Source organism: Salinicoccus sp. HZC-1 (genome assembly GCF_046736035.1).
Classification (GTDB): Bacteria; Bacillota; Bacilli; order Staphylococcales; family Salinicoccaceae; genus Salinicoccus.
Genome location: NZ_CP177130.1, coordinates 1,521,922 through 1,535,375, shown reverse-complemented (window position 1 = coordinate 1,535,375; position 13,454 = coordinate 1,521,922). Strand labels below are relative to the sequence as shown.

The window sequence follows — 13,454 nt, the reverse complement described above, 5'->3', positions numbered from 1 at the left end:
AGAGTGTTTACATGACAGTTATTAAAATAGACGATGAAATAGAGCTCAGAATAATACAGATGGATGAACGTTTTAAATTATTTGAAACTGTGGATAAAAACAGGATCCATCTCAGAAAATGGCTGCCCTGGGTTGACCATTCCACCAGTCCGGATTCTTATGTCACTGTCATACAGGCGTGGCAGGAAAATATAGACAGGGGTACCGGCCTGGAGCTCGGGGTTTTTTATAAAGGTGAACTAGCAGGCATGACCGGCTATAATGTAATTGCAGTCGGGCAGGGAAGAGCACAGGTCGGATACTGGATATCAAAAGATGCAGAAGGAAAAGGCATCGTCAGAAGAGCGGTAAAAGGATTGATCGATTACGGATTCAAAGACTTGGATCTGAACCGGATTGAAATTATCTGCGGGGATAAAAACTATAGATCCAGAGCGATTCCTGAATCATTCGGATTTGTGCGGGAATCAACAATGGCAGAATATGAGTTCCTGTACGACCATTACCATGACTGCATCATGTACAGAATGCTTAGAAAAGATTGGGTTTCACAAACGAAATAATGGAAACGTACTTAATCAGTGTAATAAAACATTATAAAGTTTTGAAATGGGTTTGACTTTGGGCAGTGTAATTGATTATAATTGTACTTGTCCTATTAAGTCCTGGTAGCTCAGCTGGATAGAGCAATGCCCTTCTAAGGCATCGGTCGGGGGTTCGAATCCCTCCCAGGACGCTTAACCAATAATAAAAAACCCCGGTACCGGGGTTTTTATTTTATCTATTTTGATGTCCCAGTAGCTCAGCTGGATAGAGCGACAGCCTCCTAAGCTGTAGGTCGCAGGTTCGACTCCTGCCTGGGACGCTTAATTTAAAAAGCATTACTTCTTAAAACTCTGTAATCCTTGTGGTTACGGAGTTTTTATTTTTATCCTTTTTTCATGAATAGTTATACTTTTGGCAGATATCTTCTTGATAAAAAAATTGGAATGCTATTTATAAAATCTATTATAAGAACTCCCTTTTACACTTCAGTGCACTCTTACTCAAATTTTCAAAATCAGTTCAGACATCAGGCGTTGCTCCTTTCATTTGCAGCGTATTGATTTCTTCATTATGATACAGGTTATATTTCATTAAAGGAGATCCGGATGTGGATAAACGTAATTATAATATTGATGTTTTAAAAGCGATGGCGATGTTCGCTGTGATATTTATACACTGCGTACCAAGGGACTTGCTTTACGCTACAGCTGCACCGTATCATATCTGGCAGGCAGTGCCTGTGTTTTTGCTGTTGGCCGGGTTCAATACGGCAAATTCCTATAGAAAAAGAAATTTTGAAGCGTTGGATGAATTCTATAATCCATCTTTTATTTACAGGAAAATAGAAAGGCTGATTTATCCATTCGCAGCAGTATGGCTGGGGGCAGGTAATCATTCATCATACCATCAAGGATGGCGTGAATATTAGGGAATTACCGGTTTCATTCATTACAGGCGGATGGGGGCCGGGCAGTTACTTCGTTCCAATCATAATACAAGCCACTTTGATTCTCCCGTTGATATATCTTATTATGAAGAAAAATTTGAATGTCATGACATTTGTGCTATTCATCATCAGTCTGATACTGGAGTTAATCTGTCTTTGGATGGATATATCGAGAGAACTGTACAGAATAATAGTTGTCCGCTACGTATTTGCGCTCACACTGGGCGTCTGGTTGGCATTCAACTACAAAAAAATCAATTACAGATGGCTGCTCCCCCCAGCGGGTCTCAGCCTCATCTATATCACCGGAGCTAACTATTATGACCTGGAACTTATCATGGAACCTGTCTGGCTGAGCCAGCACGCACCTGCATACTTCTATACACTCCTGTTCACGATTGTGTGTCTGAAAATATATAAAATTAAAGATGACAGCGCCATAAGCAGAATTTCTATAAAAATCGGACAGGCTTCTTATCATATCTTTTTAACGCAGATGGTATATTTCTGGGTGATTCCAAATCTTTTTGCCGGTTTGCCATTATATTTGTATATAACCATCAGTGTAGTACTGTGTTTTGCTGCCGGAGTTGCTTTCTTTGAACTCGAAAATAGCGTCAGGAAAAAGCTGAAAAGTGTCTGAACAAAATGACTGCAGTATCATGAATATTTATAGGCGTTTCATAGCGGTATCTTTGAGAAAGGCATATGATGTAAAGTACAGTATGTTACAAGGACACCAAAATCATAGGGGAGGTACTGCTGATGTTCAGGAAAAAGGATATACCTGAGGAGCCGGAAGAAGAGAGATTCAATGTGGAACCGGTGAAAAAAGATCAGACAGTTTTGTGTTATATCATTACGGACAAAGAAACGGGCGTGCAGTATTTATACGCATGGGGCGGCTCCGGTAGTGGACTTACTCCGTTGCTTGATGAGGACGGCCGGGTAAGTATAAAGAAATAATCCTCGATTGTATATACGGGGTCACATATTAAACCCTCCGCTTACATAGAAACGGAGGGTTTAGCGCATTATCCTGAAATTGTTATATTAGACGCCTTCTTTTTCAAATCTTGCGATGTCTTTATTGCTGCCGACAATGATGAGAACATCTCCGGTGTTTATCACCTCATCGATTGAGGGTGATATGATGAATTTATGATTCCTCTGCATCCCTACAACAGTACATCCATAATTTGAACGGATGCTGAGTTCGCTCAGTGTTTTTTGACCGATTTTTTTAGTTGCAACAATTTCAACCATACTGTATTCATCCGACAGTTCGATGAAGTCGGTCATTTTATCCGATACAATGTGACGTGTGATTTTTTTAGCCACATCGCGTTCGGGGTGGATGATACGGTCCACACCTATTTTTTCAAGCACTTTGGCATGCTCATCATTTTTTGCCTTTGCCCAGACTTTGGGTACTTCCATTTCTTTCAGCAACAATGCCGTCAGAATACTTGCCTGTAGATCATCACCGAATGAAACGAAAGCATGGTCTACGTTACGGACACCCAGATTATTTAAAAAGGCTTCATCGATGGCATTGGCGCATACTGCATATGTGGCATACTTGGAATATTCGTTTACCGTGTCCTGGTCTTTATCGATCGCAATCACTTCAATCTCCATACCGTGCAGTTCTTTTACAATCGTTCCGCCAAATCGTCCCAGCCCGAATACTGCAAATGACTTTTCCATTTTCGTCCCTCATTTCCTGAAAATCTGCTCTTCTTTTACCTGGAAGCCATATTATCCATGCAAAAGATTAATGTAAAGCGCTTATTAAAACTACTTTACCATTTATCAAAGAAATATATGCAAATATAGGTTAAATAATCACCCGTTTCGTTTCTTTGAATAGTAAGTTCAAAAGTGATTTTTCTGCACAGTCTATTGTATTATTTTAATTCAAAAAAGGCTGTACAGAGGTACCCAAGGATTTTCATTTTACAAATACATGATCCTTATATAAAATTATTATGATGTAGTCATACATGAGAGGAGAATGTTAATGAGTAAATTTGATGAACAGATTCTGGTTGTTCCGAGATCTGATATCTTCGATGGCGAGAAAAATGCATTTAACGGTTTTATCGGCAAAAAAGATGCAAGATATAAAGAAATTGTTTCGACCTTCAGTGGATTTGAAGTGAAAAGACGCGGTGATATGGAGGAGGATCCTTCATACAAACAGCTGATCAGCTATGTGATCATCAAATCTGACAGCGACGACTCGACTCTCTTATATAAACGTCTCGGCGGCGGGGGAGAGGCACGCCTGCACGGGCTCTTGTCTATCGGTGTCGGAGGCCATATGAATGATGTGCCCGAAGTGTCTGATATTGGTTCGAAGCTCTCTGTCAATGCCGAACGGGAGCTGGAAGAGGAAGTCGGCCTGTCGGCTGATGCTGTAAAAGACATGGAAATCATGGGTCTTATCAATGACGATGACAATGAAGTGGGCAAAGTCCATATTGGTCTCGTTCTCAGTGTTAAGGTGGATCCTTCCACTGTTGCATCCAAAGAGGAAGACACGCTTGAACTGATCTGGGAAAAAGATGAATCCCTGGCGGACATGTCTCCCTATGAATCCTGGAGCGAACTGATTATAAGGGATGCTTATGTCAGATAAGGTGAGCTCACACAGACGCTTTTTGCAAAAGGTAGAGCGTGATTTGAAGCGGCTTTATGAAGATGGGGAGTATGAATCCTATATCGAAAGGTTCACTCAGTATATAGCACATACAGAACCTGAGCTCGAACTGATAGAGAAATATTACGAATCCCGGCTCCGGGCAAATGATAAAGAAGCAATAGTGGATGATGCACTGTTGTCGATGAATGCAGGTGCCGGCAATTACGAGACGCATATGTACTATCTTTTGGTTGCTCTGATAGAACTGGAGCGATATTTTGAGGTGATTGAGTTTTCCGATCATCTTATGAATGAGAATATCCCCCAGGGTTTCCGGATTGAAGTTGCCGCATTACGCCACAGGGCGAAAAAGGCTCTGGATAATAAACGCATGGTACCGGAGGTCGGACCCGAGCCCGAGGTGACTGCGGATACCTTTGTGAATATGCTGCACTACGAGAAGCTGGAGCTTGTGGCGGAATGGACAGAAGAGAAGAACGGTAAGTATCTGGAAATGATTCGAGAGGCAATTACCGAAACAAAAAATTATGAACTCATTACATTCATGCTCCTTTATTTAAAAGAGTTTAATGATGACAAACCGATTGAAATCGAAAAGTTTGATGAGGTAACCGCGGTGATTCCCGGAAATCTTGAATCACTGGAAGAATTGGATTTGTCCAGAACTGTCTTATTTTCCGTGTTAAGTGAAATGGAAGAGAGAATGCCCGAGTTCCTGGAATCGGCAAGGGCGATGGTAATGTCCCATATCATCCATTGCTATCCTTTTACACCGGACATAGAAATGGATGATTTAATATACAGCTATTTACTTATCCTGCATGAGATGGTGAATCTTGAGTACGAGGGTAAAGCGTATGCAACGGATGAAGCAATGAAGTGGATTCGGTCCATAGAATCCTCAATTGCTTCCAGAAATTGATCAAATCAAATGTTGGATATAAAAAAGTGATATGTTATACTATATTGGTTAATTGAAATTACGGACTAACGGAGGAATTAAACTATGGCTCAAAAGTGGGAAAAACAAGAGGGTAACGAAGGAGTTCTAACGATTACAGTTCCAGCAACTGAAGTAGACTCTGCCCTGGATGAAGCATTTAAAAAAGTATCTAAAGAAGTATCTGTACCTGGATTCAGAAAGGGTAAAGTACCGCGTCAAATGTTCGAAAAACGTTTCGGCGTCGAATCTCTCTACCAGGATGCATTAGATATCATCCTTCCTAAAGCTTATACAGAAGCTGTTGAAGAAGCTGAAATCAACCCTGTTGATCAGCCGGAAGTTGACATCGAAGAAATGGAAAAAGGCAAAGACCTTGTCTTCACTGCTAAAGTTACAGTTGAACCTGAAGTTAAACTTGGCGAGTACAAAGGCCTTGAAGCTGAAGAACTCGACACTGAAGTGACTGATGAAGACGTTCAGAAAGAAATCGACAGTATGCTTGAATCTCATGCTGACATGGTCGTTAAAGAAGACGGCAAAGTAGAAGAGGGCGACACGGTCAACCTTGACTTTGACGGCTACGTTGACGGTGAACAATTCGAAGGCGGAAAAGCAGAAGGCTATGATTTGGAAATCGGATCAGGCAGCTTTATCCCTGGTTTCGAAGAGCAGGTTGTCGGACTTGCAACAGGCGAAGAAAAAGATGTTAAAGTTACTTTCCCTGAAGAGTACCACGCTGAAGAGCTTGCTGGTAAAGAAGCGGTATTCAAAGTGAAAATCAACTCTATCAAAGTGAAAGAAATGCCTGAACTTGATGAAGATCTTCTGAAAGAACTTGAACAGGATGTTGAAACTGTAGATGAGCTTAAAGCAAAGCTTGAAAAAGATCTTAAAGAAGCAAGAGAGAATGAAGCTGACGTTTCAATGAAAGAACAGTTGGTCGAAAAAGCTTCCGATAATGCTGAGATCGATGTACCAGAAGCAATGGTCAAAACTGAAACTGACAAAATGCTTCAGGAATTCGAACAGCGCCTGTCACAGCAAGGCATCAACATGGAAATGTATCAACAGCTTTCCGGTCAGGACGAAAATGCGCTTCGTGACCAGATGAAAGATGATGCAGAAAAACGTGTTCGCACAAACCTTGTACTGAAACAAATTGCAATCGATGAAAACATTGAAGTTGCTGACGCGGATGTTGACGCTGAGCTTGAAAAAATGAGCGAGCAGTTCGGCATTAAAGTAGAGGATATCAAATCTACTCTAGGCGACCTTTCCATGTTGAATGAAGACCTTAAAGTACAAAAAGCGATTGATGTACTTGTTGACAATAGAAAACAATCTAAATAATAGATTATAGCCAAAAAATGTTGAGCTCTGTAACTGTTGTTGCAGAGCTTTTCTAATCATTTACATTTACCTGAAACCAGATATTTGATTTTGTTATCAATATCTAGTATATTTTACAGGAATGAAAAAAGAGGTGTTGTATATGTTTAAATTTAATGAAGATGACACAAACCTGACATGTTCTTTCTGTGGCAAAGATCAGGAACAGGTTAAGAAGCTAATAGCAGGCAGCGGCGTTTATATTTGTAATGAATGTATTGAACTGTGCCATGAGATAATTGAAGAAGAGCTTAAATCAGAGAAAACGGAAGTAATCACTGATATTCCTAAACCGCAGGAAATCCTCAATTCGTTGAATGATTATGTCATCGGGCAGGAAAAAGCAAAACGTGCACTGAGTGTAGCGGTGTATAACCACTATAAGCGTATCAATCAGAACAATGAAGACGGTGTTGAAATCTCCAAGAGTAACATCGCTTTGATGGGTCCGACCGGTAGTGGTAAAACCCTTCTTGCACAAACGTTGGCAAGAACACTTAATGTACCATTTGCAATTGCTGATGCGACAAGTCTAACGGAAGCAGGATATGTAGGAGACGATGTTGAAAACATTCTCCTCAGATTGATTCAGGCTGCAGACTTTGATGTTGAACGTGCGGAACAAGGCATCATTTACGTTGATGAAATTGATAAAATCGCAAGAAAGAGCGAGAATACTTCAATTACAAGAGACGTATCCGGTGAAGGTGTTCAACAGGCACTGCTTAAAATCCTTGAAGGAACAACAGCAAGTGTGCCACCACAAGGTGGAAGGAAACATCCTAATCAGGAATCAATACAAATAGATACAACGAATATCCTGTTTGTCATTGGTGGAGCATTTGACGGCATGGACGATATCATCCGCAGAAGAATCGGTGAGAAAGTGATTGGATTTGGCGGAGCATCATCAGAGAAAATCGATGATAAGGATGCAATCATGTCACGCGTACGTCCGGATGACCTTCAGAGCTACGGCTTGATTCCCGAATTCATCGGCCGTGTGCCAATCATCAGTTATCTTGAAGAACTCGATGTAGAAGCACTCAACTCTATTCTTACTGAGCCAAAGAATGCGCTTGTTAAGCAGTACAAGAAAATGCTTGAGATCGATAATGTTGAACTTGAGTTTGATAAAGATGCGCTTAACGCGATCAGTGAACTGGCGATTGAAAGAAAAACGGGTGCACGTGGACTTCGTTCAATTATCGAGGAACGGATGGTGGACATCATGTTCAACATTCCATCCAACGATGAAATCCGTAAAGTTAAGATTAAACGGGAAACGATTCAGGAGGAAGCACAACCTCTGTTATATGATGAAAACGGTGAGGTAATCGATCCGGAACGTAAAAGTGCATAACTAATTGATAATTCACCTGAGCTGTCTTTAATCGGACAGCTCTTTTTGCTTAAAGGAGTGAAAGTATGAAAATAAACCCAGGAAGCGTAGATATTTTGATTTCTGCAGTGGGGCCTGATCAGTATCCGAACACAGGACTATCTGAAATAGCATTAAGCGGGAGATCCAATGTAGGCAAATCTTCTTTCATAAATGCCGTTGCAGGAAGGAAAAATATAGCAAGAACATCATCCAAACCAGGTAAGACACAGACGTTGAACTTTTATGATATGGACGGCAAATTCGTATTTGTAGATGTACCTGGTTATGGCTATGCAAAAGAGTCTAAAAAGGCGCGTGAGAAGTGGGGCGCGATGATAGAGGAATATATTACTGAAAGAGAAGCACTCAAAGCTGTCATACAGCTTATAGACTTGCGGCATAAACCGACCGAAGATGATATTCTGATGTATGACTTTTTAAAGTATTATGAGATACCGGTCATTCTCATATGTACTAAAATGGATAAAATTCCTAAGAGTAAGGTAGAAAAACATTTAAAAATTGTTAAAGAGACAATTGAATTCGAGCCGACAGATACAATTATCCCGTTCTCTGCAGTGGATAAAAAGAATTTACCACTCGCTATGAAGACAATTTCTGACCACATAGAATGATGTGACAGACGTTCACAAAAACTTCTTATTTATAATTAATATAAATAAGAGCAATGCCATGGATAATATGCTCGCATTCTGGTAAAATAATATGTGTTATAAGTACCTGGCTAAGGTGCAATATGGATTGGGGGGCAATTCGGATGCACGTTATTGCGTTAAGTCTGAATTACAGAAAAGCGAGTGTCGAAGAAAGAGAGCTGGTGGCTTTCGAAGATGAGGAAGTTATTCCGGCACTGCATAAATTAAGAGAGCAGAAAAGTATCCTTGAAGCTGTATTACTTTCCACATGCAACCGTACGGAAGTATATGTAGTCAGTGATCAAGTGCATACTGGAAAATATTATTCTCAAAAGTTTTTGGCAGACTGGTTCAATGTTGATTTTGATATTATCAAAAAGATTACAGATGTAAAAGTGGCGGATGAAGCCATTCATCATTTATACCGTGTAACGGCGGGCCTTGAATCAATGGTTCTTGGAGAAACGCAGATTCTGGGTCAAATCAGGGATGCATTCTTTATTGCCCAGGAAGAGCACACAACGGGAACAATCTTTAATAAATTGTTTAAAGAAGCAATCACAATTGCAAAACGCGGTCATAGCGAGACGGATATTTCCAAAAATGCGATTTCCATCTCCTATTCTGCAGTGGAACTTGCAAAGAAAATATACTCAAACGTAAAAGAAAACAAAGTTCTTGTTGTCGGTGCAGGTGAAATGGCGGAACAGTCTTTGTTAAACCTCACTTCCAACGGGATCAACAAAGTGACTGTCATTAACCGTTCCCAGGATAAGGCTGAAGTTTTAGCCCAGCGTTTCAATGGGGAAAGTGTGCCATTTGAAAAACTGGAAGAAGAACTGGCAAAAGCAGATATCGTCATTTCCAGTACAGCTGCACGCAACTATGTAATCACTGGATCTATTGTTCAAAGTGCACTACAAAATAGAAAAACAAGAGAACCGCTTGTTTTAATGGATCTCGCACTGCCGCGTGATGTTGAACCTGAAGTAAGCAATCTTAGTAATATTTACATGTACAATGTAGATGATCTGCAGGGACTGGTAGATGCCAACCTTTCAACAAGGAAGGAAGAAGCTGTTAAGATTGAAGCGATGATTGCTGAGAGCATGGACAGCTTTGAAGAGTGGGTAAGCATGCTGGGTGTCGTACCCGTAATCCAGGCATTGAGAACGAAAGCCCTTAACATTCACGAAGATACATTCCAGAGTGTGGAAAGAAAAATGCCGGAAATGACTGACCGTGAACGCACTATCGTTTCAAAACACATGAAGAGTATCATTAATCAGATGCTCAAAGACCCTATCATCTATACGAAAGAAATTGCAGGTAACAGGAAAGCGGATGCCAGACTTGAAGAAATCCAGCAATTATTCGGCATCGAAGATGAAGTGAAGGAAATTAAACAGCAGGATAAAGCCAAAAATCAGGAAAAGCTTCGTGCCAGAAAGCAGGAGCTTGCACTCGATTAGACAGGTGGGAACCATATGGATATTATGTTCCGCATCCATGAGTTTGTATTATTACTATATTTCATAAGCCTTTCTGCGCTGAGCTACGATTTATTTTTCAGAAATCGGCAGGCCAGGAAGGTTTCGTTTTATATTGTGACAGTCGCTGCAGCTCTGCAGGTTGTCGGTTTTATAAGCATTGGTGTGAGTATTGGCAGAATTCCTGTCCAAACAACATTTGAAGGGTTGTATGCATTATCAATCCTGATTATTTTAACCGGCCTTGTTCATTATAAGAGGAGCGATTCGGAAGTTGCTCTGTTCATATATGTACTGACCGCTTTTGTGCTGTTTGCGATCCACACCTTTGCACCGGTTCAATACAGCAGGATAACTGAAGTGTCTACTCTAATGAACGAATTGCTTGTGATTCACGTTGGCCTTGCATTGATTGCATATGTTTTATTCTTCGTCTCTGTCATACATGCCGTGATTTATATTATCCAATATGATAATCTGAAAAAGAAGCGATTCAATCGTCTTTTCTTTTCCTTGTTCAGCATAGGGACAGCTGAAAAAATGATGGTGCGCTCAATGCTTTTTGGTGTGTTCAGCATGACAATCAGTATTTTACTCGGTGCAATGTGGGGGATTAATATCATCGGCATGGAAATCTTTACAGATTTTAAGGTGCTCGGCACCATTGTCGTTGTTCTTATGTATGCCGCATTGCTGTTCCATTTAAAGACAGAACGTAATATTTTACGTTTTGCCAAATTGAATATCACAGCATTTATCATATGTATGCTTAACTATATTTTCATAACACAATTATCCAATTTCCATTTTTGGGGATATTAAAGGAGAAATACCGCTATGCGAAAATTTATCGTTGGTTCAAGACGCAGTGGTCTAGCACTGACTCAATCAAAGCAGTTTATAAATAGCTTGAAAGAACATTATCCCGAACTTGATATCGAGATAAAAGAAATCGTCACTAAAGGTGACCGGATTGTCGATGTCCAGCTGTCAAAAGTTGGCGGCAAAGGATTATTCGTGAAAGAAATAGAACAGGCTCTTGCCAATAAAGAAATTGATATGGCAATCCACAGTCTTAAAGATGTTCCGAGCAAGCTGTCAGATGAATTTACAATTGCCTGTGTACCGGAGCGTGAGGATATGCGTGATGCTTTCCTTTCGAATGGAAAGGTTCCATTTAAAGATCTCCCGGCAGGCAGTGTAGTCGGCACGAGCAGTCTGCGCCGCGGTGCACAGCTTCTCGCTGTTAGAGATGACATAGAAGTCAAATGGGTACGTGGTAACATCGATACCCGTATTAAAAAGATGGAGTCCGGCGAGTATGATGCAATCGTTCTCGCTGCAGCAGGTCTGAAAAGAATGGGTTGGTCTGATAATGTTGTTACAGAATATCTTGATCCGGAAACATTCATACCTGCAATTGCACAAGGGGCATTGGGTATAGAATGCCGCTCGGATGACAGGGAACTGATTGAAATGCTCCAAAAAGTCCATTCAGACGTAGATGCGACATGCACCAGTGCTGAACGTGCATTCCTCAAACGAATGGACGGAAGCTGCCAGGTTCCTATTGGCGGATACGCAAAATATGAAGACGGAGAACTTTATCTCACAGGACTGATCATGCCTGAGGATGGCAGTGAACAGTATCTGGTGACAAAATCCCATGAAAATCCTGAAATACTCGGAAATCTCGTTGCAGATGAGATGGAGCGCATAGGGGCTAAAGAAATCATTGATAGGCTCAATGAGACACTCTAGACCACTTGTCATTGTCACTCAGAGCAGGATGGGGGATGCACGGACAGAGCTATTTGAAATAGAGCATACACCAGTGATCAAGACAGAAAGACTGCCATTCAATGATAAAATATTCGATGTGGATTACGAGTGGCTTGTTTTAACGAGTCCTAATTCTGTAGAACACTTTATCCCATTTTTAAACAGGGTTAATTACAAAAGATTGGCAAGCATCGGCAGAAAAACAAGTCAGGTCATGAGAAATTATGGCCTTAATGTTGATTTTGAGCCGAGCGGCTACACACAGGAAAAATTCATGGAAGAGTTCGAAGTCCAAAAGGATGAACGGATTCTATATCCGGTGAGTACCAACGCACGTCCACTCATGTATAATCACCTGGTTGAAGCCGGTGCAGATGTGGTCCGTCTGAAACTGTATCGACCCGTCCCGAATGAGGAATCACTGGGAAGGATTGAAAGATTGATGGAGACGTCACCATATGCAGTCACTTTTTCGAGCCCTTCCGGTGTAGATGTATTTATGAATTGGTTCGGTCCTGAAAAGTTGGAAAATATCATTGTTGTTGCGATCGGTCATGTGACACACGATGCTTTAAAGAAATACCATGTCGAAAGTATTCAACCAGAAAAAGAAACGCTGCAAAATATGTTCGCTTTAATTGAAAATGGAACTAAATAGAGGTGCTAAGATGAATTTTGACAGACATCGCCGTATGAGAAGAACGGCGTATATGAGAGATATGGTAAGAGAAACAAAAGTAACAAAAGAAGATCTCATCTATCCAATATTTGTTGTTGAAGCAGATGATGTCAGAAAAGAAGTTCCATCTATGAAAGGTGTCTTCCAGGTTTCCTTGAATCTGCTTGAAAAAGAGCTTGAAGAAGTGAAGGAACTGGGAATCAAATCTGTAATTTTCTTTGGTATCCCCAATGAAAAGGATCCGGAAGGAACAGGTGCCTATCACGACCATGGTGTCGTTCAGGAAGCATGTAAGATCAGTAAAAAGTCATATCCCGAGATTCTTGTAATATTGGATACTTGTCTGTGTGAATACACAGACCACGGCCATTGCGGACTGATTGACAGTGAAACACAGGATGTCGATAATGACAGCACTCTGCCGCTCCTGGTTAGAACAGCAGTATCTCAGGCGAAAGCCGGTGCAGATATTATTGCCCCAAGCAATATGATGGATGGTTTCGTAACTGAAATCAGAAAAGGACTGGATGATAACGGATATAGCCATATTCCAATTATGAGCTACGGTATCAAGTATGCGTCCAAATTTTATGGTCCGTTCAGAGATGCAGCGGATTCCACACCTTCATTCGGCGACAGAAGAACTTATCAAATGGATCCTGCAAACCGGCTCGAGGCACACAGAGAATTACAAAGTGACCTTGAAGAAGGGTGCGATATGATGATCGTCAAACCTGCATTATCATATTTGGATATTATTAGAGATGTGCGCAATCAATCAAATGTGCCTGTTATTGCGTATAATGTAAGCGGAGAGTACTCGATGACAAGAACAGCAGTGGATATGGGTCTTTTGGAAGAATCGGTCATTATGGAACAGATGATATCCATGAAAAGGGCCGGGGCTGATATGATTATTACTTATTTCGCGAAAGATATTTGCAGAATGCTTGATGAAGGGATGGAATAGC

At 40.9% G+C, this 13,454-nt stretch carries 15 protein-coding genes and 2 tRNA genes; 16 read left to right on the top strand and 1 reads right to left on the bottom strand.

Going from position 1 to position 13,454, the window contains the following annotated elements; translation table 11 throughout:
* Positions 1 to 11: 11 nt before the first annotated feature.
* From ACKRAT_RS07750 to ACKRAT_RS07725, 6 genes are all read left to right on the top strand, one after another.
* Positions 12 to 563, top strand: coding sequence for a GNAT family N-acetyltransferase (locus ACKRAT_RS07750; RefSeq protein WP_411841935.1), 552 nt, complete (start codon positions 12 to 14; stop codon positions 561 to 563).
* Between the two features lie 99 nt (positions 564 to 662).
* Positions 663 to 736, top strand: a tRNA-Arg gene (locus tag ACKRAT_RS07745).
* 55 nt (positions 737 to 791) lie between these two features.
* Positions 792 to 865: transfer RNA gene (locus tag ACKRAT_RS07740), tRNA-Arg, on the top strand.
* A 288-nt stretch (positions 866 to 1,153) separates the two neighbouring features.
* Positions 1,154 to 1,474: an acyltransferase family protein gene (locus ACKRAT_RS07735; RefSeq protein ID WP_411841934.1), complete on the top strand. Its 321-nt coding sequence runs from the start codon at positions 1,154 to 1,156 to the stop codon at positions 1,472 to 1,474.
* On the top strand, positions 1,464 to 2,135 hold the full coding sequence (locus tag ACKRAT_RS07730; protein ID WP_411841933.1) for an acyltransferase family protein: 672 nt from the start codon (positions 1,464 to 1,466) through the stop codon (positions 2,133 to 2,135). Before ACKRAT_RS07735 ends, ACKRAT_RS07730 begins: the two co-directional genes overlap by 11 nt.
* A gap of 122 nt (positions 2,136 to 2,257) precedes the next feature.
* On the top strand, positions 2,258 to 2,458 hold the full coding sequence (locus tag ACKRAT_RS07725) for a DUF6440 family protein (protein WP_411841932.1): 201 nt from the start codon (positions 2,258 to 2,260) through the stop codon (positions 2,456 to 2,458).
* Positions 2,459 to 2,545: 87 nt separating this feature from the next.
* Here ACKRAT_RS07725 and ACKRAT_RS07720 read toward each other — a convergent pair whose 3' ends face one another.
* The gene (locus ACKRAT_RS07720; RefSeq protein WP_411841931.1) at positions 2,546 to 3,202 is read right to left on the bottom strand and encodes a potassium channel family protein; all 657 of its coding nucleotides are present in this window, start codon (positions 3,200 to 3,202) and stop codon (positions 2,546 to 2,548) included.
* A gap of 313 nt (positions 3,203 to 3,515) precedes the next feature.
* On the opposite strand from ACKRAT_RS07720, the gene ACKRAT_RS07715 reads away from it, so the two are divergent.
* From ACKRAT_RS07715 to hemB, 10 genes are all read left to right on the top strand, one after another.
* Positions 3,516 to 4,136: a DNA mismatch repair protein MutT gene (locus ACKRAT_RS07715; RefSeq protein WP_411841930.1), complete on the top strand. Its 621-nt coding sequence runs from the start codon at positions 3,516 to 3,518 to the stop codon at positions 4,134 to 4,136.
* The gene (locus ACKRAT_RS07710; RefSeq protein ID WP_411841929.1) at positions 4,126 to 5,082 is read left to right on the top strand and encodes a hypothetical protein; all 957 of its coding nucleotides are present in this window, start codon (positions 4,126 to 4,128) and stop codon (positions 5,080 to 5,082) included. Before ACKRAT_RS07715 ends, ACKRAT_RS07710 begins: the two co-directional genes overlap by 11 nt.
* An 84-nt stretch (positions 5,083 to 5,166) precedes the next feature.
* On the top strand, positions 5,167 to 6,453 hold the full coding sequence (gene tig / locus ACKRAT_RS07705; protein ID WP_411841928.1) for a trigger factor: 1,287 nt from the start codon (positions 5,167 to 5,169) through the stop codon (positions 6,451 to 6,453).
* A 142-nt stretch (positions 6,454 to 6,595) separates the two neighbouring features.
* Positions 6,596 to 7,855 carry an ATP-dependent Clp protease ATP-binding subunit ClpX gene (gene clpX, locus ACKRAT_RS07700; RefSeq protein ID WP_411841927.1) on the top strand — a complete coding sequence of 420 codons (1,260 nt, stop codon included), beginning with the start codon at positions 6,596 to 6,598 and terminating at the stop codon, positions 7,853 to 7,855.
* Between the two features lie 65 nt (positions 7,856 to 7,920).
* Positions 7,921 to 8,511, top strand: a complete 591-nt coding sequence (gene yihA, locus ACKRAT_RS07695) for a ribosome biogenesis GTP-binding protein YihA/YsxC (protein ID WP_411841926.1) — start codon at positions 7,921 to 7,923, stop codon at positions 8,509 to 8,511.
* A gap of 143 nt (positions 8,512 to 8,654) precedes the next feature.
* Positions 8,655 to 10,004: a glutamyl-tRNA reductase gene (hemA, locus tag ACKRAT_RS07690; protein ID WP_411841925.1), complete on the top strand. Its 1,350-nt coding sequence runs from the start codon at positions 8,655 to 8,657 to the stop codon at positions 10,002 to 10,004.
* Between the two features lie 15 nt (positions 10,005 to 10,019).
* A complete protein-coding gene (gene ccsA / locus ACKRAT_RS07685; RefSeq protein WP_411841924.1) occupies positions 10,020 to 10,844 on the top strand; it encodes a cytochrome c biogenesis protein CcsA in 825 nt (274 codons plus the stop codon).
* A gap of 15 nt (positions 10,845 to 10,859) precedes the next feature.
* A complete protein-coding gene (gene hemC / locus ACKRAT_RS07680) occupies positions 10,860 to 11,783 on the top strand; it encodes a hydroxymethylbilane synthase (RefSeq protein ID WP_411841923.1) in 924 nt (307 codons plus the stop codon).
* Positions 11,770 to 12,462 carry a uroporphyrinogen-III synthase gene (locus tag ACKRAT_RS07675; RefSeq protein WP_411841922.1) on the top strand — a complete coding sequence of 231 codons (693 nt, stop codon included), beginning with the start codon at positions 11,770 to 11,772 and terminating at the stop codon, positions 12,460 to 12,462. Before hemC ends, ACKRAT_RS07675 begins: the two co-directional genes overlap by 14 nt.
* 10 nt (positions 12,463 to 12,472) lie before the next feature.
* Positions 12,473 to 13,453 (top strand): porphobilinogen synthase, encoded by a 981-nt coding sequence (hemB, locus tag ACKRAT_RS07670; protein WP_411841921.1) that lies wholly within the window; start codon positions 12,473 to 12,475, stop codon positions 13,451 to 13,453.
* Position 13,454 lies beyond the last annotated feature (1 nt).